We start from the raw sequence: 24,583 nt of genomic DNA on the forward strand, positions 1-24,583 counted from the left end.
CGTCACATCCGGAACAGGCCGAACTTCGTCGGCGGAGTGGGCGCGTGCAGCGCGGCGTTGAAGGCGAGGCCCAGCACGTCCCGCGTCATGGCCGGCGGGATGATGCCGTCATCCCAGAGGCGGGCGGTGGCGTAGTAGGGATCGCCCTCGCGCTCATACTTTTCGCGAATGGGTGCCTTGAAGGCGTCCTCCTCCTCCGCGCTCCAGGCGCGGCCGGAGGCTTCGAGGTTGTCCCGCCGCAGCGTGGCCAGCACCGAGGCCGCCTGCTCGCCCCCCATCACGCTGATGCGCGCATTGGGCCAGGTGAAGAGGAAGCGCGGAGAATAGGCGCGGCCGCACATGCCGTAGTTCCCCGCGCCGAAGCTGCCGCCGATGATGACCGTGATCTTGGGCACCTGCGCGGTGGCGACGGCCGTCACCAGCTTGGCGCCATCCTTGGCGATGCCGCCGCTCTCATACTTCCGGCCCACCATGAAGCCCGAGATGTTCTGCAGGAACAGCAGCGGGATGCCGCGCTGGCAGCACAGCTCGATGAAATGCGCCCCCTTCTGCGCGCTCTCGCTGAAGAGAATGCCGTTGTTGGCGATGATGCCAACCGGCATGCCCCAGATGCGCGCGAAGCCCGTCACAAGGGTGGTGCCGTAGCGCGGCTTGAACTCGTCGAGCACGCTGCCGTCCACGATGCGTGCGATCACCTCGCGCACCTCGAAGGGCGCGCGGACATCGGACGGGATGACGCCGTTCAGTTCGGCGGGGTCATGGGCGGGGGCCTCGGGCGCGAAGGGCGGCGCGGGCGGGGCTGCGGCGTTGAGGTTGCCCACAATGCGCCGCATCAGCCCCAGCGCGTGCATATCGTCCTGCGCCAGGTGATCCGCCACGCCCGAAAGCCGCGTGTGCACATCGCCGCCGCCCAGATCCTCGGCCGTCACCACCTCGCCCGTGGCGGCCTTCACCAGCGGCGGGCCGCCCAGGAAGATGGTGCCCTGGTTGCGGACGATCACGGCCTCGTCGCACATGGCGGGCACATAGGCGCCGCCCGCGGTGCAGCTTCCCATGACGGCGGCGATCTGCGGGATGCCGGAAGCCGACATGTTCGCCTGGTTGAAGAAGATGCGGCCGAAATGCTCGCGGTCGGGGAAGATTTCGTCCTGGTTGGGCAGGTTGGCCCCGCCGCTGTCCACGAGATACAGGCAGGGCAGCCGGTTCTGCGCCGCCACCTCCTGCGCGCGGAGGTGCTTCTTCACCGTCATGGGGTAGTAGCTGCCGCCCTTCACCGTGGCGTCATTGGCCACGATGACGCAGGCGCGACCCGCGACGGTGCCGATGCCGGTGATAAGGCCGGCCCCCGCGATCTCCTCGCCATACATGCCATGCGCGGCGAGCGGCGAGAGTTCGAGGAAGGGCGCGCCGGGGTCGAGCAGCCGCTCCACCCGCTGCCGCGGCAAGAGCTTGCCGCGCGACACATGCCGGGCGCGCGCAGCCTCGGGCCCGCCCAGCGCCGCGCGCGCCGTCCGCGCGCTGAGTTCGTCCAGCAATTCCTGCGTGCGTGCCGCCTGCGCGCGGAAATCCCGCCCGCGCGTGTCCAGGCTGGAGGTGATGCGCATGGCTATGCGGTCTCGCGGAAGAGTTCACGCCCGATCAGCAGGCGGCGGATCTCGCTGGTGCCCGCGCCGATCTCATAGAGCTTGGCATCCCGCAGCAGGCGGCCCGTCGGGTAGTCATTGATGTAGCCATTGCCGCCCAGGATCTGGATGGCGTCCAGCGCCGCGCGTGTCGCTTCCTCGGCGGCAAACAGGATGGCGCCGGCCGCGTCCTTGCGCGTGGTCTGCCCGGCGTCACACGCCCGTGCCACGGCATAGACATAGGCGCGCGCCGCGTTGAAGCGCGTGTACATGTCGGCGACCTTGCCCTGGATGAACTGGAACTCGCCGATCGCCTGGCCGAACTGCTTGCGTTCGTGGATGTAGGGCACCACCACGTCCAGGCAGGCCTGCATGATGCCGAGCGGCCCCGCCGCCAGCACCACGCGCTCATAGTCCAGGCCCGACATCAGCACCCGCACCCCGCCATTCACCTGGCCCAGCACGTTCTCCTCCGGCACCTCGCAATCCTCGAAGACGAGTTCGCTCGTGGGGGAGCCGCGCATGCCGAGCTTGTCGAGCTTCTGCGCGGGCGTGAAACCCTTGAAGCCGCGCTCGATCAGAAAGGCGGTGATGCCCTTGGGACCCGCCTCCGGGTCGGTCTTGGCATAGACGATCAGCGTCTCGGCGTAATGCGCGTTGGTGATCCACATCTTCGTGCCGTTCAGCACGTAGCGGTCGCCGCGCTTCTCGGCGCGCAGCTTCATGGACACCACGTCCGAGCCCGCGCCCGGCTCGCTCATGGCCAGCGCGCCCAGATGTTCGCCGCTGATCAGCTTGGGGAGGTATTTGGCACGCTGGGCGGGGGTGCCGTTGCGCTCGATCTGGTTCACGCAGAGATTGGAATGCGCGCCGTAGCTTAGCCCCACGCTGGCGCTGGCCCGGCTGATCTCCTCCACCGCCACGCAATGCGCGACATAGCCCATGCCGGCGCCGCCCCGCGCCTCGTCCACCGTGATGCCGTGCAGACCTAGCGCGCCCATCTCGGGCCAGAGGTGGCGCGGGAATTCATCGGTCCGGTCGATCTCGGCGGCCAGCGGCGCCACGCGGTCGGCGGCGAAGGCGCGCACCGTCTCGCGCAGCGCGTCAATCTCGGGCCCCAGGCCGAAATCCAGCGAGGGGAGGTGGGCGTTTCCGGACATTTTGTTCCCTTCCTCGGAAGGGAGGCAGGCTAGCGCGGATTCTGGGCCGCCGGAACGCCCGATGCACGCAAACGCAGCGCCAGCGGCGGGTCATCGGTCGCCATCGCGTCCACCCCCAGGCGCAGGGCACGGTGGATGGTGGGCGCGTGGTTCGCCCCCCAGACGGAAAGCCGCAGCCCCTCGGCCCGCAGCGCGTCGCGCAGCGCGGCGTCGGACAGGCCCTCGGGCACGCCCAGTTCGGTCGCGCCGCAGCTGCGGCACATGGCCGCCGCGTCGCGCGGACGGATGCCGCGCAGCGCACGCCCCTCGGCCAACCAGACCGTCTGGGCGAAACCGCCAATGGCCGCGGCCTCGGCGACACTCGCCGCCTCGAAGCTCATGAAGACGGTGCGGGCCCGCATGCCGTGCTGGTCCACCACCGCGGCGCAGCGGGCGACCAGGCCCGGATAGGGCCGGCCCTGGGCATCGGCCTTCACCTCCAGCCGCAGCACCTGCCCGCCCTCATGGATCAGCCGCGCGGCGTGGGAGAGGTGCGGGATGGTCTCGCCCCCCGTGCCGCGCACGCGAAGCTGGGCCAGCGCCTCCCAGGATTGGGCCACGACCGGCCCCTGCCCGTCCGTCATGCGCTCCAGCGTGGCGTCGTGCATGACCACCGGCTCGCCATCGGCCGAGGCGTGGACATCCAGCTCCACCTGCTCGGTGGGCCATTTCAGCGCCTCGCGGATGGCGAGAAGGCTGTTCTCAGGCCAGAGGAAGGCACCGCCCCGATGACTTGCGATTTCAGGGCTGGCGGTCTCGGGAAGGTGGGGGTTGTCCATGCATATTGCTGGCCGGGAGGCGGCCTGCTCGTCAAGCGGGTCGCCCTCGGGGCGCGACAGGATCAGCGCTGTTCCCAGGCCTGCCGCAACGCCCGCCCAAGGTTTTGTCCAAAGCGCGGCCCATCGCACAGCGGCGAGGCCGCCATCCGCGCCCGCAGCCCGGCGCGCAGTTCAGCAAGCGCCGGCAGGTCCGCCACCCGGCGCAGCGCCTCGGCGACATAGGCCTCCTCATCGGGCACGGCCCAATCCGGCAGGCCCACGTTGGACAGGTGGGACAGGGCATGGCGGCCCGCGAAACCCTCGCTGACCTTGGTCAGCACAGGCACACCCATCCAGAGCGATTCGCAGACCGTCAGGCCGCCCGTATAGGGAAAGGGGTCCAGCGAGAGGTCTATCTCGCCATAGGCCGCCAACAGCACCTCATGCGGCACGGCGCCGTGCAGTTCCAGCCGGTCCAGCGGCATGCCCAGCGCGGCGGCGCGTTCCAGGAAGGCGGCGCGCGTGGGATCATCGCCCAGCGCATGGGTCCGCAGCACCAGGCGCGCCGTGGGCAGCGCGGCCAGGATGCGCGCCCAGGCGGACAGCACCGCGGGCGTCACCTTCGCCAGGTTGTTGTAGCAGCCGAAGGTGACATGGCCGCGTGCCAAGGCGGGCAACGGTGACACATCCGGCGCGCGGTCGGGCGGGACGTAGCAGCAATAGCCATCGGGCATGCGCAGCAGGCGTTCGGTGTAGTGGGGTTCGAAGCCCTCGGGCGTTTCCCAGCGGTCGGTCAGCATCCAGTCCATGTTGGGCACGCCGGAGCTGGCCGATTGCGAACCCACCCATTTGATCTGCACCGGCGCCGCGCGGTGGCGCAGCACCCGCACCCGCCCACCCTGCCCATGGCCGCTGAGGTCAATCAGGATGTCCAGCGCCTCCGCGCGCAGGCGTTCCAGCACCAGCTGGTCCCTCGCCCCCGGCTCGAAGCTGATCCAGCGGTCGGCGCGCGCACGGAAGCGCCGCGCCAACGGGTCTTCCCGGTCAGTGAGGCTGAAGGCCACCACCTCGAATTCCTCACGCGACAGGTGTTCAATCGCCGGCAGGGTCAGCCAACCCACCGGATGCCGGCCGAGATTGGACGAAAGCAGCCCCACCCGCAGGCGCTCGCCGGGCGGGCGCGCCACGGGCACATAGGGGTTGATGCCCTGCGACAGCCGCTGCCGCAGCGCGCGGGCGGCTTCCCCCAGCGCCTTGGACGTCGCCATGTCGGGGTGGTAGGGGCCGACATTGCACAGCGCATGGACCAGCGCGTTCTCACCCCCCGCGGCCTCGGTGGCGATCCGCGCCTCCTCCTGCAGGCCCTGAGAAACGAGCACGAGCGCCAGCGTGGCATGGGTGCGCTCATCCCCGCCCAGGTCGGCCAGCGTGGCGCGCAGCGCCTCCGCCGCCTCGGCCAGGCGGTGCAGGCGGAACAGGATTTCGCCGTGGCCCACGCGCAGGCTTCGCTCGCCGGGGGCCAAGGCCACCGCGCGCTCGAAGACCGGCAGGGCGGCCTTGTAGGCGCGCTCCCGCCACAGGCCATGGGCGAGGCCCGAGAGAATGGCGACATCCTCCGGCGCCAGAGCCTCGGCGAGGTGCCAATGGCGCAGCCCCTCCCGCGTCTGCCCGAAGGCGTCGAGCAGGGTGGCATGGGCCGCGATCCGCGCGGGGGAGAGCGGGTCCTCCGCCAGCGCGGCCTCGCTGGCCGCGCGCGCGCCATCAGGCCCTTCCCGCGCCAGCACCGCCTCGCTCCAGACGACACCGGCCAGGCCCGGGGCGCCTTCCCTGGCCAGCAGCGGCGCGGCGAGGGCCAGGGCCTCGGCGGGCTGGTTCGCCGCCACATGGGCGCGGGCCAGTTCCAGCGCGATGCCCTCATCCTGAGGGGCGTGCAGCAGCGCCTCGCGCAGGAGTGTGACCGAAGCTTCCGCCCGGCCCTCGGCACGGGCCAGCTCGGCCAGGCCGCAAAGAGCCGCGACATGGCCGGGGTCCCGCACCAGCGCGGCCTCATAACCCTGGCGCGCGGCCTCGGCCTGGCCCCGCAGATGCGCGAGGCGGCCGCGGCGAAAATGCGCCTCGGGGTGATGGGGCAGCCGTTCCAGCGCGGTGGCGAGAGGGCCCGACGCGGCGTCGAGCCGGCCCAGATCCATCCGTGCCATGGCAAGATTCAGCGCGGCCAGCCCATGCCAGGGCGCTTCCTCCAGCGCGGCCTCCAGCAGGGGCAGCGCGTCCTGGGTGCGCCCCTCGCGCAGCAGGACCAATGCGGCCTGGAAGGCCGAGGCCTCGCCGGGCAGGCCGTCCATCACCTCAGCCCCCGCGGCGGGCGAGGGCGATGACGCCGGGCACCGTGGCCTCGCCCTCCCAGCGCAGCGTCTCCTCGCGGAACTCCAGCGTGGCGAGCCCCGCGCGCTCCAGCACGGCGCGCAGGTAGCCGGGGTCATGGCGGTAGCGGGCACTGGCCTGCAATTCCCACCCGCCCTCGGCCGCGCCGGATTCGATGCTCAGCGCGACAAGGCCGCCCGGCTTGAGGCGGGAGGCGACAGCACCGAGAACCGCATCCAGGCGGCCAAAGTAGCAGAGCACATCCGACAGCAGGATCAGATCATAGAGGGTGGTGTCGGCGGCCATCGCCGTGGTGATCTCGGCGCAGCGCAGCTCGGTGTAGACGCCCTTGGCACCCGCCTCCCCCAGCATGCGCGGCGAAAGGTCCACGCCCACCAGACGGCCGCCCAGCATGTCGTGCAGGGTGGCGCCCATCAGGCCGGTGCCGCAGCCAAGGTCGAGCACATCGCCCAGATGCCGGCCGCCAGGGGCATAGCCCTGGCTCTCGATCAGCTTCAGCATGACGCCCGGCACCCGGTAGCCGAGCGCGAAGAGCGCGGCCTCGAAGCGGTTCGCGTAGCCGTCGAAGACGTCGGTCACGTAGCGGTCGCTCGCGCGGTCCGGGGCGGCGCCGGCATTGGCCATCGCCGCCGCGAGGTGCTGGAGATAAGTGTCCGCCGGGTCGAGCCGCGCGGCCTCGGCATAGGCCTCGGCCGCGGCTTCATGCTGACCAAGCCTCTGCCGCGCCTGGCCGAGCACGGAATAGAGCGCCGCCTCGCCCTGCTGATGCCCGAGCGCTCCCTCGATCAGCGCAATGGCCTTGTGCGGGTCACCATCCAGCAGCGCGTTCTGCGCGCGCAGCGGAACGATACCCCGCGCATAGGGGGCCATCGAATGCGCCAGCGCGTAAAGTTCCTCGGCCGCGGCATGGCGCCCACCGCGCATCATGGCCATGGCCAGCATGGCCGAGCGGTGCGGTGCCTCGGGCTCGGCCACGAAGGCCTGGTGAAAGAGGAAGATGGCCTCGTCATGCCGCCCCGCCTCGGAGAGGCAGGTGGCCAGCAGCGCCTTGGCGTCGCGGTCGGAGGGGGCAGCCATCACGGCCGCTGCCGCGTCATCCATGGCGCCATCCGCATGGCCCAGGACGCGGCGGATACGGGCGCGGAGCAGGCGCAGCGCGGCATCATCGCGCAGGGCGAGTGCCGCGTCGGCGGCGACCAGGGCAGCCGGCGGGTCGTCGCTTTCCATCAGCGCCTCGGCCAACAGGCCATGCGCCTCGGCGGGTGCGGCCGGCAGGGCGGCGGCGCGCGAGAGCAGCAGCGCGGCATCGGCTGGCCGGCGGTCGCGCAGCAGGTCGCGCCCGCGGTCGAGGAGGCGCAGGGCGGCCGCGTCATGCGTGGCGTGGATGTTCATGGCCGCCCCCTCAGTTCCACAGCGCGCCGGCCATCTGCTCGTTCATCTCGATGATGAACGCCGCATCAGGCGCCTCGGCGTCGAGCTCGCGCAGCACGGCGCGGGCGAGCGAGGCGATCTGCGCGCGCAACGGCAAGGCCAGGCGGTTGGTGGGGTCCAGCACCGAGTCGAGAACGGCGTCCCAGAGGCGCCGGTTGTCCGCGATGGCGCGCGCCTGCGCGATGCCACCTTCGGCGCCCGCCTCGCGCAGCGCGCGGGTTGCGCGGGCGAAAACCTCGGCCTCCATCTGCTTGGGCGTGAGCTGGCGGCGGTAGCGGCCGGCGGAGGATGTGTTGCTGGCAAAGGACATGGTGGGAAACCTCCCGCGATGGATTTCGGAACCCAAACGGGCGCGCCCTCAGGGCCGCGGCGCCGTGCATGGGGAAAATTCGGGACGCATCAGCCAAGGGGCTGCGCGGAAGGGGGGAAGGCGGCCTCCTGCCAGCCTCCGTTCAAGGTCTTACCGGAAGAGCGAGAGCAGAACCTGCGGCGCCTGGTTGGCGATGCCGAGTGCCTGGGAACCGAGCTGCTGACGGATCTGCAGGGACTGCAGCCGCGCGGATTCCTTGGCGAGATCGGCGTCGATCAGGGCGCCCATGCCGGCTTCCTGCGCGTCCATCTTGGCCTTGTTGAAGTTGATCTGGCTGTCCACGTAACGGCTGTAGCTGCCGAGGTTGTTCAGCGAGGTCAGGGTGTTGTTGATGGCGACGTTGACCGCGCCGCCGGTGGTCAGGGCGTTGCTGAATTCAGTCAGGGCGGCCAGAAGCGAGGCCCCCGTCAGCATCGTGGCGCCATTGTAGCCGGCGGTGGTCAATCCGGTGAAGGCAGCCGCGCCGTTGATGGCCGCGGTCGCGACCTTGGCGAAGGAGTAGGTCGCGCCCTCGCCGTTACGCACCGTGCGGATTTCACCCAGCGTGGTCCCACCCGCCGTCGCCGCGGCGGCCGTCACCAGCATGGACTGCCCGTTGTAGCGCGTATCGGTGATGAAGTTCGCGATCTGCGAGAAGGTCTCCTTCAGCCCCGCCATGTACTGCTCGCGCTGGGCGGGCGTGATGTTGCTGTCCGAAAGCTTCACGACCGTGGCCTTCACGTCCTGCAACGCCTTGGAGACGTTCTCAAGACCGGTCCGGGTCGTGTCGAGCAGCCCCTTCGCCCCACCCAGCTGCTGGTTCGCTGAGGTGGTGGCCGCGAGGTCGCCGCGGATGCGCTCGGCCACGGCGAAAGCCGCGCCGTCATCCCGCGCATCCGCCACGCGCGAGCCGGTGGAGATGCGCTTTTGCGTCGCCGCCATCTCCTCGTTCGTGCGGTTGAGCGACTGCAGCGCCACCATGGCGCCCAGGTTGGTATTCACGGAGTTCAGCGACATTGGTCTTTTTCCTTTGTCAGATGCGGCCCTCGGATTTCGGGGACCATCCGCCGTGTAGGAGACGAAGGGTTAAGGAAGGCTTGCGCCGCCTCCCCTTCAGAACATGCGCTGCGTCCAGGTGCGCGGTGTCCTGTCGCTGACGATCTCGATGTCGAGGTGGTAGCGAAACTTGCGCGGCCCCACCTTGCGGATGAAGTCGGTGATGGAGGCCAGCCCATCCTCCAACTTCGTCGTGGTCCGATAGCCCAGCAGACGCCGCGCCTTGTCGGCCGAGCAGGTGGCGAACTTCACCTCCTGCGGCCGGCCGGGGACGTAGATGGGCGTGCCGGTAAAGTTGGTGAGCTTGGCAAGCACCCGCGACAGCTCATTGATGCTCACGAACTCCTCATCGGGACCGATATTCACCGTCTCGCCCAGCGCCACGTCGTCGAGGCCCATGGCCAGCAGGCAGGAGAGGCAGTCCTCGACGTAGGAGAAGCAGCGCTTCTGCTCGCCATCGCCGTAGATGATGGGCGGGCGGCCTTGCAGCATCAGGTTCGCCATGATGGAGGCCACGTTGCGGTAGGGATCGTCGAATTTCTGCCGCGGGCCGATGATGTTGTGCGGCACCGCGATGGACCACTCCACGCCATGCACGGCGCAGAGGTTCTTCAGCGCCTCCTCCGCCGCCACCTTCGCGATGCCATAGGGGTCCTGCGGACGGGGCGTGTAGTCCTCGCGGAATGGCACCTCATTGCTGCCATAGCGCGCCATGGAGGAGCAGAAGACGATGCGCCGCGCCTTGTTCGCGATGGCCGCCGAGAACAGCGAGACCGAGCCGCTGACGATGTTGTCCATCACCAGCGCGGGCGAGAAGACGGACAGCCCCTCATAAGCCGTGGCCGCGCAGTGGTAGACCAGCTCGCAGCCCTGCGAGATCTTCTGCATCGCGTTGAAGTCGCGGCAGTCATACTGGTAGAACTCGGCCTCAGGCGGGACGTGCCACAGCTCGCCGCCCAGCAGCGTGTCACAGCCCACGACATGATGGCCCATGCCGATCAGCCGCTCGGCCAGGTGGCTGCCGAGAAAGCCCGCGATGCCGCTGACGAAGATTCGCATGGGGTGCTCCTAGCGGGTGATGAGGGCGCGGATGGCCTGGCCGCCCTTGTTGTGAAGGGTGTGCTGGCGAACCTCCGCGAAGCCCGCCAGCGCGGCCACGTCGCGAATCTTGCCCTGGGTGTAGGCCGATTTGTGGAACTGCCCGGCGCCGTTCTGATTGCCGAAGAACATCGTCTGCACGATGCCCCAGCGCTGCCCGGTGTCGCGGCCCGATCCGAAGTAGTGGTCGAGTGCACCCGTCCGGTAGAAGGCACGGAAGCTGTCCTCGCCGGCCAGGAAGGCCCGGCAGACCCATTCGAAATCCGGCACCTCGATTTCCAGCAGCCCGCCCGGACGCAACACGCGGGCGCATTCGCGCCAGAGGCGTTCCTCCTCCGCGAAGGCGAAATGCTCGAAGACGTGCTCGGCCAGGATGTGCTCCACGCTGGCATCGCCGAAGGGCATGGCCAGCACGTCCACATCGGTGCGAACGCCGGGCGCGCGCGCCACGCTGTCGATGTTGACCCAGCCCTCCAGCACCTTGGGGCCACAGCCGATGTGAAGCCGCGTCATGCCGCCACCTCCGGCCCCACCGCGAGCCCGGTCTGCGCGCGCCATGTGGCGGCCAGCGCCTCGGCCTCCCGACCGGGTTCGAGCACCCAGAGAAGGGCCTCCACCAGCCGCATCGCTTCGACGCGCAGCCGCGTGGCCGCGCCGGTCGCGCCGCCGCGCGCCACCTCCCGCGCCTGGGCCAGCAGCGCCGGCAGCCGGGCCGTGACAAGCGCCGCCTCACGCACGAAGGGGCCCGACCAGCGGGCGCGCAGGATGTCACGCGCCGCCTCGATCAGGCCCGCGCGTTCGGGGGCGCTCAGGCGGGCCAGGCTGAAGGTCTCCACATGCGCCCAGGCGCAGGAGGCGCTTGGCGCCAGCGGCCCGACATCGGCGAAGACATCGCGTTCGGAACGCACGCGCGCCCAGGCCATGCCGGCATTGCGCGCCAACCGCCACAGCGGCGCGGGGCCGCCACGCCGCAGGAAGAGCGGCTCCGGAACATGACGAATGTGGCCGTAGAGCGCGATCTCGGCCAGGAAGGCATGGTCCCAGCCGCCACAGGCCATAGGCTGGCTGGCAAGGTCCAGGGCCTCGCGGCGATAGATTCCCCAGAAGCTCGGCGAATAGGCGTAGCGCTGCATCACATGCATGGCGCGCTGCAACGGCCCGCCATCGGGCGTGTCGAGGCGGGTATGCGCCGGCACCTCGCCCAGCACCGCGCCGGCCTCGTCGATGTTCAGCGCCCCGGCATGGCACATGGCCACGTCGCGATCCGCCTGCAGCACCGCCATCAGCTTCGCCATGAAGTCCGGGGCGATGAGGTCGTCGGCGCTCTTCGGCATCACGAAATCGGCGTCGCCATGGGTGAAGGCGCGGCGATAGGCGCCCACGATGCCCTGGTTCGCGCGGTGGCGCTTCAGTGCGATGCGCCCATCCCGCGCCGCCCAGAAGGCCGCGATGGCCGGCCCGCCATCGGTGGAGCCGTCATCCAGCAGGGTGAGGCGCCAATGCGGCCAGCTCTGCCCCACCACCGAGGCGATGGCACCGTCCAGCGTCGCCTCCGCGTTGTGGTAGATCAGGTTCACGTCCAGCACGTGCTCGGACATGTCTCAGGCCTTCACGATCAGCCCCTGCCCCGTGGGCAGCGGCAGGACCAGCGCGCCGCGCGCGGCCGCGAAGTCCTGGAAGGCCAGCATCTGCTCCTCATGGCCGGCATAGGCGTAGTCATCCAGGATGATGACGCCGCCGGGCGAGAGCCTGTCCCAGAAAAACTCCGCCGCCGCGATCTCGGGCAGGGTGATGTTCATGTCGATGTGCAGCCAGGCCACGCGCGCGGGTGCCGCCTCGTGCAGCGTGTCGGGCACCATGCCGGGCACCAGCCGCGCATTGGGGAAGGGTGCGAAGCGGTGCCGCGCGATGGGCAGCACGTCCTCGGTGTAGTTGTTGCGGTTGTGCCAGGTGCCGAGGCCCTTGGCCTCGCGCGCGCTCATCTGCTCCGTCGGGATGCCCTGGAAGGTGTCATAGAGCCAGAGCGTGCGGTCCGGGTGGGAGGCGAGGTCGATATAGGCCGCCGTGGTGCGCGACAGCAGGCCGTAATTCACCCCGCACTCGACGAAGTCACCCTCGATCAGGAGGGCCTGGCGCGCGGCCCAGCAGCAGACATAGGCCTTCCACTCGATGCGGAGAACCTCGGGCGTCTTGTGCTGGATGAGGGGAATGAGCGGCACGGCCGAAGCCCGGAAGGCGGCCTTGAAGGCCTCGTCCCGCGCATAGGGCACGTTCAGCCCCCAGATGGCGAAGCGGTCCGCCACATGCGTGAACTTCGGCATCCGCGACGGCGAAGGCGTCTCGGTGGGCGATGGCAGGTTTTCTGCCAGGTCGGAACACATCGGGCGCAAGCTCCATGTCCTGAGACCGGAACTTGCGCCCGTGGTGGTTAACGAAAGCCTGACGCCAAGCCCGCGTCAGGCAGAAACTTCAGATATCCGCGTAGGTGTGCGTCTCGGCCTTCGCCCCCGGCTGGGTCACGGCGCCATAGCGCGCCGGGCCCACCGTCTGCGCATACTTCCAGAGAACGCCCGAATTGTAGTTGTGGCCGCGCGGCTTCCATTCGGCGCGGCGCTTGGCCAGTTCCTCGTCGGAGAGCGCCACCTCGATGGTGCCGGCCTGGGCGTCCAGGATGATCTTGTCGCCATTCTTCAGCAGGCCGATGGGCCCGCCCACCGCGGCCTCCGGCCCCACATGGCCGATGCAGAAGCCGCGCGTGGCGCCCGAGAAGCGCCCATCGGTGATCAGCGCCACCTTGTCGCCCATGCCCTGGCCATAGATGGCGGAGGTGGTGGACAGCATCTCGCGCATGCCCGGGCCGCCCTTGGGGCCTTCGTAGCGGATGACGATGACGTCGCCGGGCTTGTAGGCACGGGCTTCCACGGCGGCGAAGGCGTCCTCCTCGCAGTCGAAGCAGAGCGCCGTGCCCTCGAAGCGCAGCTTCTGCATGCCCGCGATCTTCACGATGGCGCCATCGGGGGCCAGGTTGCCGAAGAGGCTCACCACGCCGCCGATCTGGCTGATCGGGTTGGAGACGGGATGCACCACGTCCTGGTCCTTCGGGAACACCACGTCCTTGTGGTTTTCCTCCAGCGTCTTGCCGGTGGCGGTGATGCAGTCGCCATGCAGCAGCCCGCCCTCCAGCAGCGCCTTGATGATGATGGGCACGCCACCGATGCGGTGCACATCCTGCGCCACATACGTGCCGCCTGGCTTGAGGTCCGCGATGTGCGGCGTGTCGCGCATCAGCCGCGCCACCTCCTCCAGCGGGAAATCAATGCCGGCCTCATGCGCGATGGCGGGCAGGTGCAGCGCCGCGTTGGTCGAACCGCCCGTGGCGCCCACGATGCGCGCCGCATTCTCCAGCGCCTTGCGGGTGACGATATCGCGCGGGCGAAGCTGGCTGCGGATCAGGTCCACCACCGCGCGGCCGGACTTGTAGGCGTATTCGTCGCGCTCCGTGTCCGGCGCCGGGGCGCCGGCCGAGAACGGGATGGCAAGGCCGATCACCTCGCTGATGCAGGCCATGGTGTTGGCGGTGAACTGGCCGCCGCAGGCGCCGGCGCCGGGGCAGGCGTGCTGCTCCAGCTCCTCCAGCTCCTCGTCGGACATGTTGCCGCCGGCGTGCGTTCCCACCGCCTCGAACACGTCCAGCACCGTCACGTCGCGGCCCCTGTGCTGGCCGGGGCGGATGGAGCCGCCGTACATGAAGACGCTGGGCACGTTCAGCCGCACCATGGCCATCATCACGCCCGGCAGCGACTTGTCGCAGCCCGCGAGGCCCACCAGCGCGTCATAGCAATGGCCGCGCATGGTCAGCTCGATGGAATCCGCGATCACGTCGCGCGACACCAGCGAGGACTTCATGCCCTGGTGGCCCATGGCGATGCCGTCGGTGACCGTGATGGTCGTGAACTCGCGCGGCGCGGCCCCGGCGTCACTCACGCCGCGCTTGGCGGCCTGCGCCTGGCGGTTCAGCGCGATGTTGCAGGGCGCCGCCTCGTTCCAGCAGGTGGCCACACCGACCAGCGGCGAGGCGATCTGCTCCTTCGTCATGCCCATCGCGTAGTAGTAGCTGCGATGCGGCGCGCGCTCGGGGCCCACGCTGACATGGCGGCTCGGCAGGCGGGATTTGTCCCAGGTGGTCATTGGCTGTTTCCTCGGTGGTCAGCTGGAAATACGGGTCAGCGCGGCGTCGAGGCGCGCGACCTCGGCGGCGGCGTCGGCCATGCGCTGCTCGGTCTCGGCGATGACGGCCTCCTCGGCCTTGGCGCGGAAACCCGGGTTGGCGAGCTTGGCTTCAAGCTTGGCGCGCTCGCCCTCGGCCTTGGCACGGTCCTTCGCCAGGCGCTTGGCCTCGGCGGCGAGGTCCACCACGCCCGAGAGCGGCAGGAAGAGCGGCACGTCACCCGCCACGGCACTGGCGCCAGGCCCCGCGCCCTCGGCGGCATCGGGCAGGAATTGCGGCGCCTCGACACGCGCGAGGCGCATGATCTGCGGCGCGAAGTCGCGCAGCGCCTGCAGCGCGGCCGCACTCCCCTGCCCCACGCGCAGCGGCAGCACCGCCGCGGCCGGCACGTTCAGCGCGGAACGTGCGGAGCGGATGGCCGTGATGGCGGCGATGGCGAGGTCCACCTCCGCGCTCGCCGTCCCCTGCCCTTCCGCCTTCGGATAGGCCGAAGTGGTCAGCGCCACCGCCTCGCCATAGCCCAACTTCTCGAACAGCTCGGCGGTGATGAAGGGCATCACCGGGTGCAGCAGCCGCAGCACCTGCCCCAGCACATGCTGCGCCACGCCGCGCACCTCATCCTTCTCGGCGCCATCGGGGCCGTTCAGCACAGGTTTCGCGAACTCGATGAACCAGTCGCAATAGGTGTTCCAGGTGAAGCCGTAGAGCGTGCTGGCGTAGTCGTCGAAGCGGAAGGCGTCGAGCGCGGCCGTGGCATCGCGCGCGGCGTCATCGGCCTTGGCCAGCAGCCAGCGGGCCAGCACGCCCTGGGCCTGCGCAGGCTGCCAGGACGCATCCACCCGCACGCCGTTCATCTCCAGGAAGCGCGCGGCATTCCACAGCTTGGTGGCAAAGGCGCGGTAGCCCTCCAACCGCTGCGGGTCGAGCTTCACGTCACGCCCGGGCGAGGCCAGCGCGCAGAGGGTTAGGCGCACCGCATCCGCGCCGTGCTGGTCGATCAGCTCCAGCGGGTCGAGCACGTTGCCCTTGGACTTGCTCATCTTCTGGCCGCGCGCGTCGCGCACCAGGCCATGGATGACCACGTGCTTGAAGGGCACCTCGCCGTCCATGAAGTGCAGCCCCATCATCATCATCCGGGCGACCCAGAAGAAGATGATGTCGAAGCCCGTCACCAGCACGTCGGTCGGGTAGTGCTTCTTCAGCTCGGCCGTCTGCTCGGGCCAGCCCAGCGTCGAGAAGGGCCAGAGCGCGCTGCTGAACCAGGTGTCCAGCACGTCCGGGTCGCGCGTGAGTTCCGCCGCATGGCCGTAATGGGCCGTGGCGGCGGCCAGCGCCTCCGCCTCGCTGCGCTCCACGAAGACCTGCCCATCCGGCCCATACCAGGCCGGAATGCGGTGCCCCCACCAGAGCTGGCGCGAGACGCACCAGGGCTGGATGTCGCGCATCCAGGCGAAGAACAGGTTCTCGTATTGCCGCGGCACGAATTGCGTGCGGCCATCCTCGACGGCCGCGATGGCGGGCTTCGCCAGCGTGGCCGCGTCGCAATACCATTGCAGCGTCAGCCGCGGCTCGATCGGCACGCCCGAGCGGTCGCCGTGCGGCACCTGGTGGGTGTGCGGCTCGATGGCCTCCAGCAGTTCCAGACGTTCCAGCTCGGCCAGGATCGCCTTGCGCGCGGCGAAGCGGTCCTGGCCCGCCAGCGAACGCACGAAAGCGGGATCGGCCACGCCTTCCACGGCGGCGAGCTCGGCCTCAATTTCGGAAAGAATCACCCGCGCCTCGGCGTCCAGCACGGACGGCATGGGCAGGTTGTGGCGGCGGCCCACCTCATAGTCGTTGAAGTCGTGCGCGGGCGTGATCTTCACCGCGCCCGTGCCCTTCTCCGGGTCCGAATAGGTGTCGGCGACGATGGGAATGCGCCGCCCCGTCAGCGGCAGGATGGCGTGCTTGCCGACAAGGTCCGCGAAGCGGGCATCCTCGGGGTGCACGGCCACGGCGGTATCGCCCAGCATGGTCTCCGGGCGCGTGGTCGCCACGCGGATGAAGCGGCCGGGCTGGCCCTCCACCGGGTAGCGCAGCGTCCAGAGGTTCCCCTTCACCTCGCGGCTTTCCACCTCGAGGTCGCTGATCGCGGATTGGAACACCGGGTCCCAGTTCACCAGCCGCGTGTCGCGGTAGATCAGCCCTTCCTTGTGCAGGCGGACAAACACCTCCAGCACGGCGGCGGAGAGGCCCTCATCCATGGTGAAGCGCTCGCGCTCCCAGTCGAGGGAGGCACCGAGGCGGCGAAGCTGGCGCGTGATGGTGCCGCCGCTCTCGCCCTTCCACTGCCAGACGCGCTCCAGGAAAGCCTCGCGCCCCATCTCCTGCCGCTTCTTGCCTTCGCCCGCCAGCAGGCGCTCCACCACCATCTGGGTGGCGATACCGGCATGGTCGGTGCCGGGCATCCACAGCGCGTCGCGCCCCTGCATGCGGCGGAAGCGCACCAGCACGTCCTGCAGGGTGTTGTTCAGCGCATGGCCGATATGGAGGCTGCCCGTGACATTGGGCGGCGGGATGACGATGGTGAAGGGCGCGGCATTGCGCGCCGGATCGGCATGGAAGGCACCGGAGCCCTCCGAAGCGGCGTAGAGTCGGGCTTCCAGCGTGGCTGGGTCGAAGGCCTTGTCGAGCATGGACCAGAGGTCCACCGCGCGGGCGCGCGCGTCAAGGGGTGCGCGCGGCCTGTCTGGGCTGAACGGCGCGGATGGCGCCGCGCCTCAACCGGCGCGGGACATCACGCGCTCGATCTCGGCGCGCACCAGGCGTTCCACCAGGGGTGGCAGATGGGTGTCCAGCCATTCCTTCAGCAGGGGCCGCAGCTCATCGCGCACCACATCCTCGATGGAGAGGCCGGGCGCGCGGGAGATGATGGCAGCGCGATCCTGCGCCACCGCGCGCGAGAGCTGGCCCAGCGCCGCCGCCGCCGCCGCCGCCGCGGGCGCCGAGACCAGCGGGGATGCCACAGGCGGCTCTGGCAGGGGGGCGGGCGGCGGTGGCATGGGTGGGGGGGCGGGCTCCATTTGCAGAAGCTGGGGCGGAGCGGGCGGCGGCGCAACCTCGGGCGGCGCGATCATCATGTCGGGCGTGAGGTCGAGTGCCTCCTCCGCCGGCTCCACCGCGGCCGGGGCGGTGGCCGCCGCCGGCTGGGCCTCATCCTCGTTCAGGATCTTGCGGATCGAGGCGAGGATGTCGTCCATCGAGGGGTCAGCCCCGGAGCCCGAGGGAGGTGTGGCGGCCATGGCGTCAGCGCCGCGCGGCCGCGGGGATGGAGTAATCCCCGAGGCCCACCCAGCGGTTCCGCACGGCGTTGTAATAGGCCGTCATGTCATATTGCTCGACCGGAAGGCCCAGATCCTGCGCCGTCAGCCGCCCGATGGAGCCGGCGAGCGCGTAGGAGGCGTTGATCACGGTGGCCAGCGCGTTCACGAGGTTGGTGCGCGCGTTCAGCAATTCCTGCTCGGCGTTCAGCACGTCGAGCGTGGTCCGGCTGCCCACGATGGCCTCGCGCTGCACGCCATCCAGCGCGATCTCGGCCGCGCGGATCTGCGAGCGGACGCTCTCCACCGTGGAGCGGGCACTGCGCAGGCTCTCCCAGTTGGAGGCGGCCTGCTGCGCCACGAGGCGCCGCGCCTCGTCCACCTGCTGCAGGCTCTGCTGCGCCGTCTGGCGCGCCTGGCGCACCAGGGCGTGCTCGGCCCCGCCCTGGAAGATGGGCACCGAGAGGTTCAACGTGGCCTGGCCGCCCGTGGTGGTGTTGCCCGCCGTCTGCTGGTTCTCCTGCCGGAAGGCCTGGGCCGAGGCGGAGAGCGTGGGCAGCAGGGTGGACATCTGCACATCAATATTGTCACGCGCGCCGGCCGCGGCGAAAAGCGCGGCCACCACGGTCGGGTTGTTGGTGGCCGCCAGCGCCTGGGCCTCGGTCGCGCTGGTCACGGGCACGCGCAGCGGCTGCGGGTTCACGAGCCGGCCCGGTGCCTCGCCCACCACGCGCTGGAAGGTGGCGCGCGCCACCTGGAGGTTGCCCTCGGCCTGGGTGCGGCTGGTCCGCGCGCCGGCCAGCCGGCTTTCGGCCTGGGCCACGTCGGTGCGGGTGATCTCACCCACCCGGAAACGCTCATTGGTGGCCTGGAGCTGGCGGGAGAGAACCTGCTCGTTGTTGATGTTCAGGCGAACCAGCTCCGCCTGCTGGATCACGGAGATATAGGCGTTCACCGCCTCGCCCAGCACCTGCTGCTCGGTGGCCAGCAGGCGGGCGCGCTGGGCCAGCACCCCATTCTCGGCCTGGCGCGTCTGCGCCACGGTTCGCCCGCCGCGGTAGAGGGGCTGGGTGACGGTCGCGGTCAGCGCGGTGGGGGAGCGTTCCACGGTGGTGGAGCGGCCCTGCTGGTCCACCCGAGTCTGGGCGGTGCCGACGGAGCCGCTGAGAACCACGGTGGGCCGCCAGCCGGCCAGGGCCTGGGGCACGTTTTCGTCCACGGCGCGCAGCTGGGCGCGGGCGGCGAGCAAGGTGGGGTTGTTGCTGTAGGCGCGGGCCAGCGCCTCCTGCAGGGTCTGCGCCGAGGCGGGGGTGGCCAGCAACCATGCCCCGGCCAGGGCCAGGGTGGCGGCCGCCCAGCCGATTCGCGGTCGTGCGGCGCGGGCCAGGGAGTGCTGCGGGCGTGCGGCAAGGTGCGCCGGAAGGGGGCGGAGCGTGCGGTCGGACATGCGGCGCACACTAAACCGGCGCGAAACGCCGCGCCACTCTGACGAATCTGCCTCAACCGTCAGTCGAGGCAAGTAGACATGACGACTTTTTCAGAAGTTAAAGCGCGGCGGGGCGGCGAAGTCCGGCAGGGGGTGGGAGGCGGTCTCGAAGGCCCAGCTTTCGCTCAAGCCCCCACCGGCCCGACGTAGCAGCACGCCACGCGCCACAGGGCCGCCCGCCTCGCCGGCACGCAGCAGGGCAAGCCGCCCGCCCTCGCCCAGCTGGTTGGTCAGCGCCTCGGGAAGTGCCGCCACCGCGCCCTCGATCAGGATGAGGCGCCAGGGGGCACCGCCAGGCATTCCCGCGGCGGGGGCGCCCTCGATCCATTCCGGCGCCGTGGCAAGGCCCGCGGCCGCGAAGCCGCGCCGCGCCGCGTCACCCAGCCGGGCGTCGGATTCGATGGCGGTGACGGACAGCCCCATCCGCGCCAGCACGGCCGCGCCATAGCCCACGCCAGCGCCGAGCACGAGGGCGCGTTCACCGGGCTGGGGCATGGTCAGCTGGATCATCCGCGCCAGCACCATGGGCGAGAGCATCACGCGTCCGCCGCCCAGCGCCAGGTGTTCGTCGGCATAGGCGCGCACGGCGAGCGCGGGGGGCAGGAAGGCCTCGCGCGGGACCTCGCGCAGGGCCTCGATCAGCAGCGGGTCGATCACGCCATTGGGAGTGATCTGCCCCAGCACCATCAGCCGGCGCGCCGCCGCGTGGTCGTGCGGACGCGCCTCCATGCCTGCGGGAAGCCCTGCCTGTTCCGCCTGGGTCTGCGCGTTCATCGTCACATCCTGCCTTTCCGGCGGCGGTTATACGGGCCTGCGCGCGGCGCGGAAAGCCGGGACGCTTGACCCCGGGCGCCGGGCATTCGATACAGCGCCCGCATGGGGTCCGGTGGCCGAGTGGTCAGGCAAGGGTCTGCAAAACCCTCTACGGCGGTTCAATTCCGCCCCGGACCTCCAGCGCACCCTATCCTCCTTGTCGCTTTCCGCACAGGAAGGCCGGGGGGTGTGGTTGCGGGACCGGGCGGCCTCTGGTATCAGCCCGCCACCGCATGATCCGGCGTGGCGCAGCGGTAGCGCAGCGGACTGTTAATCCGTTGGTCGTAGGTTCGAATCCTACCGCCGGAGCCATCATGCCAGGTTTTCTGCGGGTTTGCAGCCCGCCCTTCTCCCAGCCCACAAGTCGAGGCTCTGTTGCCGGCCTGGCTCATACGCGGCCGCGGATGTGTCAGTTGACCGGGTGCGTGCCATGAATGGAGCGGTTGGCGTTCTGCCGGCTCCTCGGCTGCCGCGTACGGGGCAAGCTGATCGCGCCCACGGGAGCACACTGCGTGTGATCAAGGCGAGTGGGTGGTCGTGACCCCCGACCGGCTCGGGCACGCGGCTCCCGCCGGGAGAGCGACCGTCCGCCAGCCGAAGGCTCGAAGGCCACGCCGGGCCACTGCCTTGCTCCGACCCGCGGGGCAGCGATAGCGTTCCAGCCCGCGCCATCATGCGGAAGCGACGCATCGCAGCTCCAGGGGCCGACCATGATCCTCTACGACACGCGCCGCTCGGGAAATGCCTGGAAGGTCCGGCTGCTGGCGGGGTTCCTGGGCCTGCCGCTCCGGCGCCGGACGCTGTCGATAGACCGGGGCGATCTGCGCGATCCGGGCTTCCTGCAGAAATTCCCGTTCGGGCAGGTGCCCGCGCTCGAGCTGGAGGATGGCCGCCTCCTCGCGGAATCCGCCGCCAGCCTGCAGTTCCTGGCGCGGGACACGCCCTGGTGGCCCACCAACCCCTTCGCCCAGGCGCAGGCGCTCGCCTGGATGTCCTTCGAGCAGGAGCGGCATATGCCACCGCTGGCCCAGCTCCGGCTGCGCCTGGCGCTGCACCGGGATGCCGACCCGGGCGAGCCGCGGATCCTGTCCTGGTCGGCACAGGCGCGCCATGCCCTGGCCCTGCTGGAACGCCAACTCGCCGGCGCCGGACCCTCGGGATGGCTCATCACGGCCGACCACCCCAGCATCGCCGACCTGGCGCTCTACCCCTACACGCGCTTCGCGCCGATGGGCGGCATCTCGCTCGATGCCTATCCCGCCACGAACGCCTGGGTGGACCGCATCCGGCAGTGGCCGGGCTACCAGCCGCTGTTTCCCGGCCAGCCCGACATGGACTTCGCCACCAGCGAGGCGGAGCTTCCCGCGTAGCGCCACGCTGGATGGACAGTCAGAGGCGGAGGATGACGCCAGGCGGCGCCAATTGGCGCAGGCGCTGCCCCCGGGCTATGCTGGGCTTGCAAGACAAGCGCCAGAACAAGGCCCAGGACACGCCATGCCCAAGCACCTTTCCAGTCTCGCCCTGGCGCTGTTCGTCGCACTCACCTGCACCGCCGCGGCCCAGCCGGCCATCGAGCGCCCTCTGGTCATCGCCCATCGCGGCGCCAGCCAGTATCTGCCGGAGCACACGATGGAGGCCTATCGCCTCGCCATCCGCCAGGGCGCCGATTTCATCGAGCCCGACCTGCTGCTGACCGCGGATGGCATCGCGGTGGCGCGGCATGACCGCGCCCTGGCGCTGACCACGAACATCGCCGCCCACCCCACCCTGCCGAGCAACATCGACCAGATCACCTTCGAACAGCTGCGCGGCCTGCAGGCCACCTCGCGCGGGGGCGCCGCCTATGCGCCGCTTGGGGCCGGCCCCACGGGCCTGTTGGTGCCGAGCTTCGCCGAGGTGCTGGACGAGTTGCGCGCGCTCCACGCCTCCACCGGGCGCATCGTGGGCGTCTATCCGGAGGTGAAGACGATCGGCGGGGGTCTCAACACCTACAACCGCGCCCTGGCGGATGCCATGCTGGCCGAGCTCGCGCATCCCCGCCATGGCGGGCTGTTCGACGGAAGCCGCGGCAACGTCATCCTGCAATCCTTCGACCCCGAGGTGGTGGCCTATCTCGGGCGCGGATCATCGCTGCCGGTGGTGCAGCTCTCCCCGCAATGCCCGTCCGAGGCCGATACCGCGGCGATCGCCGCGCGTGCGGATGGCGTCGGCATGCAGGCGGCCCGGGCAAATGCGGAGTGCCTGCACCGGCTGCGGGCGGCGGGTCTGTTCGTGCATGTCTACACCCTCTCCAACGCCAACCCGGACTTGCACGCCCTGATGTTCCGCAACGGCGTGGATGGGGTGTTTACGAACGCGCCCGACACGGCGATCGCCCAGCGCGAGCAGGCGCTGCCCGGTGTCCCGCCGCGGGAGTGGATCGCCCCGGTGCGGCGCCGCCGCGACTGATACTGTGGCGCGGCAGCCCCGCCAAAGCCGCTGCACAGCATCAGCGCGACGAACGGGTCCTTCAAGCCGCAACACTCGGACGGAGTTGCACCTCGCAGATGCTGACCGTGCGGGTGCCGCTGGCGGCCCGGAAGCAGCGGGGCGGGCGGAAGCTGGTGCTGACGCCGGTCAGCACCACGAACCGGGGCTCCTCGGCTGCGGACATCACGTTGGTGAAGGCATTGGCCCGGGCGTTCCGGTGGCGGCGCATGATGGAGGCGGGGCGCTATGGCACAATCGACGAACTGGCGGCCGCAGAGATGATCAACTCGTCCTACGTGTCCCGCTTGCCGCGCCTGACGCTGCTGGCAGCCGGAGATCGTGGAGGCCATCCTGGACGGGCGGCAACCTGAGGGGATGACGCTGCCGGCGCTGATGGAGCCGTTACCGCTGCGCTGGAACAAGCAGCTAGATTACAGTTTCGCCACGGCGGCCACACCTCCACCGGTCAGGCCGCGACTCATGCCACCCCTGCCATGATCGTCATGAGCGAGATTGCGCGGCCGTCTAAACGTTGATCTTACGGTAGCCGCCGCATTTGCGGCTTAGCTACACGGTCTTTGCCTTCCTCATCGGCAGCGATCGGTAGCGAGATTGTCCTAACAGGCCGGGCAAGCCTCAGTTGTCACCGATGCTGCTACGCGCACACGTGCGGGGAATTCGCTTCGTCTGGGATATATGAAAAACAAGGGCAATTTCGCTATGTGTCTCACGCGCGCGTAGCGACATTGGTGACAGGATTGCTTTCGTCGATGCTACGCCGCAGGCGCGCTTCCGACCTTCGCCCGAGCCTGCGAACGCTCAAGTTCAGCGTTTGGTCAGCCCCCTTCTGGATAATTTCGGAAATCCAGCCCCGTGGATCGTGTGGCGCGCTGCGTCAGGCTCTCCATTGCGGCGTTGGTGCCGTCCACGATGCGGCCCTCATCGGCGCTCAGCAGCCGGCCATCGGCCACCACCACGCGTCCCGCCACCACGGTCAACTTGGCGCTGCTGTCGGCCCCGCACATTAGCAGCGCGCCCAGCGGGTCCAGCATCGCCCCGGCATAGGCGGCGCGCCGCAGGTCGAAGGCCGCGATATCGGCCGCCATGCCGGGCGCGAGGTGGCCGAGCTCCGGCCGGTTCAGAACGCCGGCTGCCACCCGCGTGCACATCAGCAGCAGGTCGTAGGGCTTCAGCCAGTCGCGCAGCGGCACCGTCTCCGCCCCCGCATTCGTGCGGTGGTAGAGCAGGCCCAGCCGCATGTCGCCGAGCATCGAGCCGTCATCATTGCTGGCGCCGCCATCGATGCCGATGGTGACCGCAATGCCGGCCTGGCGCATCGCGGCGATGCGCGGCACCGGGTAGCCGAGGCGGACGGCCGTGCGGGGACAATGCGCCACGCCGCAGCCGGCCGCACCCAGCCCCGCAATCTCGGCGTCGTCAAGCGAGACGCTGTGCGCGAACCAGCTACGCGGCGTCAGCCAGCCCACGCTGCGCAGGAAATCCACTGTCTCCATCCCGTTATGCTGGCGACAGAGCGCGCGCTCGATCTCGCGCGGAAGGAAGTGGGCGTGCAGGCCCAGATCGTTGGCGGCTGCCATCTCGCCGAAGCGGCGCATCATTTCCGGCATGGCGTAGGTGATCACGGTGGGCCCGAGGTCGAGCCGAAGCATGGAGTGGCGCGAGGCATCGTGGAACCGGGCGAGATCACGCTCGATGCGTGGAAACAATGTCTCGGCCTTGTCGAGCATTGCCTCCATCTTCTCGCCCATGATCGGCCTGAGCCGCGTGGCGAGGTCGCCTTCGATGGTGGGCATGCAGCTGCGAACCAGGTGTAGCCGCAGGCCGAGCTCGCGCGCCGCGCCGATCTCGGCCTCCATCATCTCGCTTCCCGCGCCAGGCAGTAGGTAGGAGTGGTCCACCGAGGTGGTCGCGCCGGTCAGCAGCATCTCGGCACCCGCGGCAAGCGTCGCCCAGTGCAGGCAGTCCGCGTCCAGTTCGGACCACAGCGGATACATGCCGAACAGCCATTCCAGCGTGACGGCACGCTGCGCATGTGGCGTGGCGCGCGTCACCTGCTGGAAGAAGTGGTGATGCATGTTGATCAGGCCGGGCAGCACGATGCACCCCGCCATCTCCCGGACGTCATCGGCGTCCGGGCAGGGACAGGGCTCGGCGCCCAGCGCCACCATCACGCCATCCTCGCAGCGCAGCCACGCATCGCGGAGCACCTGGTCCCGGTCATCGCAGGTGTAGAGCCACCCGATATTGCGCAGCAGCAGCGATGGCATGAAATGCTCCTTTGGAATGCAATTCGTGCACAATTACGGCAGATAGGACGGTATCTGCACAGCGACCATGCAGGTTGAGCTTGCCACTCCCCCGGGGCGGCGTCC

The 24,583-nt window shown here is 69.9% G+C and carries 20 protein-coding genes and 2 tRNA genes; 5 read left to right on the forward strand and 17 right to left on the reverse strand.

Features of this window, described 5'->3' with window-relative positions:
* Nucleotides 1-2 precede the first annotated feature (2 nt).
* The 16 genes from GGQ83_RS07990 to GGQ83_RS08065 form a co-directional block, all read right to left on the reverse strand.
* A complete protein-coding gene (locus GGQ83_RS07990) occupies nucleotides 3-1,604 on the reverse strand; it encodes a carboxyl transferase domain-containing protein (RefSeq protein WP_184383254.1) in 1,602 nt (533 codons plus the stop codon).
* Nucleotides 1,605-1,606: 2 nt separating this feature from the next.
* Nucleotides 1,607-2,782, reverse strand: a complete 1,176-nt coding sequence (locus GGQ83_RS07995; protein ID WP_184383255.1) for an isovaleryl-CoA dehydrogenase — start codon at nucleotides 2,780-2,782, stop codon at nucleotides 1,607-1,609.
* A 29-nt stretch (nucleotides 2,783-2,811) separates the two neighbouring features.
* On the reverse strand, nucleotides 2,812-3,600 hold the full coding sequence (locus tag GGQ83_RS08000; protein ID WP_184383256.1) for a glycerophosphodiester phosphodiesterase: 789 nt from the start codon (nucleotides 3,598-3,600) through the stop codon (nucleotides 2,812-2,814).
* A gap of 62 nt (nucleotides 3,601-3,662) precedes the next feature.
* Nucleotides 3,663-5,921 (reverse strand): O-linked N-acetylglucosamine transferase, SPINDLY family protein, encoded by a 2,259-nt coding sequence (locus GGQ83_RS08005; RefSeq protein WP_184383257.1) that lies wholly within the window; start codon nucleotides 5,919-5,921, stop codon nucleotides 3,663-3,665.
* Between the two features lie 4 nt (nucleotides 5,922-5,925).
* Nucleotides 5,926-7,353: a methyltransferase domain-containing protein gene (locus tag GGQ83_RS08010; protein WP_184383258.1), complete on the reverse strand. Its 1,428-nt coding sequence runs from the start codon at nucleotides 7,351-7,353 to the stop codon at nucleotides 5,926-5,928.
* A 10-nt stretch (nucleotides 7,354-7,363) separates the two neighbouring features.
* The gene (locus GGQ83_RS08015) at nucleotides 7,364-7,702 is read right to left on the reverse strand and encodes a flagellar biosynthesis regulator FlaF (protein WP_184383259.1); all 339 of its coding nucleotides are present in this window, start codon (nucleotides 7,700-7,702) and stop codon (nucleotides 7,364-7,366) included.
* Between the two features lie 150 nt (nucleotides 7,703-7,852).
* Nucleotides 7,853-8,758, reverse strand: coding sequence for a flagellin (locus tag GGQ83_RS08020; protein WP_184383260.1), 906 nt, complete (start codon nucleotides 8,756-8,758; stop codon nucleotides 7,853-7,855).
* A gap of 96 nt (nucleotides 8,759-8,854) precedes the next feature.
* Nucleotides 8,855-9,856, reverse strand: coding sequence for an NAD-dependent epimerase/dehydratase family protein (locus GGQ83_RS08025; RefSeq protein ID WP_184383261.1), 1,002 nt, complete (start codon nucleotides 9,854-9,856; stop codon nucleotides 8,855-8,857).
* Nucleotides 9,857-9,865: 9 nt separating this feature from the next.
* Nucleotides 9,866-10,408 carry a class I SAM-dependent methyltransferase gene (locus GGQ83_RS08030; RefSeq protein WP_184383262.1) on the reverse strand — a complete coding sequence of 181 codons (543 nt, stop codon included), beginning with the start codon at nucleotides 10,406-10,408 and terminating at the stop codon, nucleotides 9,866-9,868.
* Nucleotides 10,405-11,493 (reverse strand): glycosyltransferase family 2 protein, encoded by a 1,089-nt coding sequence (locus GGQ83_RS08035; protein WP_184383263.1) that lies wholly within the window; start codon nucleotides 11,491-11,493, stop codon nucleotides 10,405-10,407. The genes GGQ83_RS08030 and GGQ83_RS08035 overlap by 4 nt, the downstream gene beginning before the upstream one ends.
* A gap of 3 nt (nucleotides 11,494-11,496) precedes the next feature.
* Nucleotides 11,497-12,216, reverse strand: coding sequence for a TylF/MycF/NovP-related O-methyltransferase (locus GGQ83_RS08040; protein WP_184383264.1), 720 nt, complete (start codon nucleotides 12,214-12,216; stop codon nucleotides 11,497-11,499).
* 148 nt (nucleotides 12,217-12,364) lie between these two features.
* Nucleotides 12,365-14,083, reverse strand: a complete 1,719-nt coding sequence (gene ilvD / locus GGQ83_RS08045) for a dihydroxy-acid dehydratase (RefSeq protein WP_184383265.1) — start codon at nucleotides 14,081-14,083, stop codon at nucleotides 12,365-12,367.
* An 18-nt stretch (nucleotides 14,084-14,101) separates the two neighbouring features.
* Complete coding sequence (locus GGQ83_RS08050) at nucleotides 14,102-16,798, reverse strand: valine--tRNA ligase (RefSeq protein WP_184383266.1); 2,697 nt, start codon at nucleotides 16,796-16,798, stop codon at nucleotides 14,102-14,104.
* 84 nt (nucleotides 16,799-16,882) lie between these two features.
* Entirely contained in the window at nucleotides 16,883-17,404 is a 522-nt protein-coding gene (locus GGQ83_RS08055; RefSeq protein WP_242534915.1) for a DUF2497 domain-containing protein, read from the reverse strand.
* Between the two features lie 4 nt (nucleotides 17,405-17,408).
* Complete coding sequence (locus GGQ83_RS08060) at nucleotides 17,409-18,869, reverse strand: TolC family outer membrane protein (RefSeq protein ID WP_184383267.1); 1,461 nt, start codon at nucleotides 18,867-18,869, stop codon at nucleotides 17,409-17,411.
* A 90-nt stretch (nucleotides 18,870-18,959) separates the two neighbouring features.
* The gene (locus tag GGQ83_RS08065; RefSeq protein WP_242534914.1) at nucleotides 18,960-19,682 is read right to left on the reverse strand and encodes a protein-L-isoaspartate O-methyltransferase family protein; all 723 of its coding nucleotides are present in this window, start codon (nucleotides 19,680-19,682) and stop codon (nucleotides 18,960-18,962) included.
* Between the two features lie 106 nt (nucleotides 19,683-19,788).
* Here GGQ83_RS08065 and GGQ83_RS08070 point away from each other — a divergent pair.
* The 5 genes from GGQ83_RS08070 to GGQ83_RS08090 all read left to right on the forward strand — a co-directional run bounded on the left by GGQ83_RS08070 (nucleotide 19,789) and on the right by GGQ83_RS08090 (nucleotide 22,561).
* Nucleotides 19,789-19,862, forward strand: a tRNA-Cys gene (locus GGQ83_RS08070).
* Between the two features lie 96 nt (nucleotides 19,863-19,958).
* Nucleotides 19,959-20,033 (forward strand) — tRNA-Asn (locus GGQ83_RS08075).
* A gap of 398 nt (nucleotides 20,034-20,431) precedes the next feature.
* A complete protein-coding gene (locus tag GGQ83_RS08080; protein WP_184383268.1) occupies nucleotides 20,432-21,091 on the forward strand; it encodes a glutathione S-transferase family protein in 660 nt (219 codons plus the stop codon).
* A gap of 124 nt (nucleotides 21,092-21,215) precedes the next feature.
* Entirely contained in the window at nucleotides 21,216-22,169 is a 954-nt protein-coding gene (locus GGQ83_RS08085; RefSeq protein ID WP_184383269.1) for a glycerophosphodiester phosphodiesterase family protein, read from the forward strand.
* Nucleotides 22,170-22,267: 98 nt separating this feature from the next.
* Nucleotides 22,268-22,561 carry a hypothetical protein gene (locus GGQ83_RS08090; protein WP_311727600.1) on the forward strand — a complete coding sequence of 98 codons (294 nt, stop codon included), beginning with the start codon at nucleotides 22,268-22,270 and terminating at the stop codon, nucleotides 22,559-22,561.
* A gap of 465 nt (nucleotides 22,562-23,026) precedes the next feature.
* On the opposite strand, the gene GGQ83_RS08095 is transcribed toward GGQ83_RS08090, so the two are convergent.
* Complete coding sequence (locus GGQ83_RS08095) at nucleotides 23,027-24,478, reverse strand: amidohydrolase family protein (RefSeq protein WP_184383270.1); 1,452 nt, start codon at nucleotides 24,476-24,478, stop codon at nucleotides 23,027-23,029.
* Nucleotides 24,479-24,583: the final 105 nt, after the last annotated feature.

Origin of the sequence: Roseococcus suduntuyensis (assembly GCF_014196305.1) — a bacterium.
In the GTDB taxonomy this organism is placed as follows: Bacteria; Pseudomonadota; Alphaproteobacteria; order Acetobacterales; family Acetobacteraceae; genus Roseococcus; species Roseococcus suduntuyensis.

Excerpts from the sequence above, each read along its gene's own strand:
- GGQ83_RS07990 (WP_184383254.1), bottom strand. The coding sequence starts at position 1,604 with ATGCGCATCACCTCCAGCCTGGACACGCGCGGGCGGGATTTCCGCGCG.
- GGQ83_RS07995 (WP_184383255.1), bottom strand. The coding sequence starts at position 2,782 with ATGTCCGGAAACGCCCACCTCCCCTCGCTGGATTTCGGCCTGGGGCCC.
- GGQ83_RS08000 (WP_184383256.1), bottom strand. The coding sequence starts at position 3,600 with ATGGACAACCCCCACCTTCCCGAGACCGCCAGCCCTGAAATCGCAAGT.
- GGQ83_RS08005 (WP_184383257.1), bottom strand. The coding sequence starts at position 5,921 with ATGGACGGCCTGCCCGGCGAGGCCTCGGCCTTCCAGGCCGCATTGGTC.
- GGQ83_RS08010 (WP_184383258.1), bottom strand. The coding sequence starts at position 7,353 with ATGAACATCCACGCCACGCATGACGCGGCCGCCCTGCGCCTCCTCGAC.
- GGQ83_RS08015 (WP_184383259.1), bottom strand. The coding sequence starts at position 7,702 with ATGTCCTTTGCCAGCAACACATCCTCCGCCGGCCGCTACCGCCGCCAG.
- GGQ83_RS08020 (WP_184383260.1), bottom strand. The coding sequence starts at position 8,758 with ATGTCGCTGAACTCCGTGAATACCAACCTGGGCGCCATGGTGGCGCTG.
- GGQ83_RS08025 (WP_184383261.1), bottom strand. The coding sequence starts at position 9,856 with ATGCGAATCTTCGTCAGCGGCATCGCGGGCTTTCTCGGCAGCCACCTG.
- GGQ83_RS08030 (WP_184383262.1), bottom strand. The coding sequence starts at position 10,408 with ATGACGCGGCTTCACATCGGCTGTGGCCCCAAGGTGCTGGAGGGCTGG.
- GGQ83_RS08035 (WP_184383263.1), bottom strand. The coding sequence starts at position 11,493 with ATGTCCGAGCACGTGCTGGACGTGAACCTGATCTACCACAACGCGGAG.
- GGQ83_RS08040 (WP_184383264.1), bottom strand. The coding sequence starts at position 12,216 with ATGCCGAAGTTCACGCATGTGGCGGACCGCTTCGCCATCTGGGGGCTG.
- ilvD (WP_184383265.1), bottom strand. The coding sequence starts at position 14,083 with ATGACCACCTGGGACAAATCCCGCCTGCCGAGCCGCCATGTCAGCGTG.
- GGQ83_RS08050 (WP_184383266.1), bottom strand. The coding sequence starts at position 16,798 with ATGCTCGACAAGGCCTTCGACCCAGCCACGCTGGAAGCCCGACTCTAC.
- GGQ83_RS08055 (WP_242534915.1), bottom strand. The coding sequence starts at position 17,404 with ATGGCCGCCACACCTCCCTCGGGCTCCGGGGCTGACCCCTCGATGGAC.
- GGQ83_RS08060 (WP_184383267.1), bottom strand. The coding sequence starts at position 18,869 with ATGTCCGACCGCACGCTCCGCCCCCTTCCGGCGCACCTTGCCGCACGC.
- GGQ83_RS08065 (WP_242534914.1), bottom strand. The coding sequence starts at position 19,682 with ATGAACGCGCAGACCCAGGCGGAACAGGCAGGGCTTCCCGCAGGCATG.
- GGQ83_RS08080 (WP_184383268.1), top strand. The coding sequence starts at position 20,432 with ATGATCCTCTACGACACGCGCCGCTCGGGAAATGCCTGGAAGGTCCGG.
- GGQ83_RS08085 (WP_184383269.1), top strand. The coding sequence starts at position 21,216 with ATGCCCAAGCACCTTTCCAGTCTCGCCCTGGCGCTGTTCGTCGCACTC.
- GGQ83_RS08090 (WP_311727600.1), top strand. The coding sequence starts at position 22,268 with ATGCTGACCGTGCGGGTGCCGCTGGCGGCCCGGAAGCAGCGGGGCGGG.
- GGQ83_RS08095 (WP_184383270.1), bottom strand. The coding sequence starts at position 24,478 with ATGCCATCGCTGCTGCTGCGCAATATCGGGTGGCTCTACACCTGCGAT.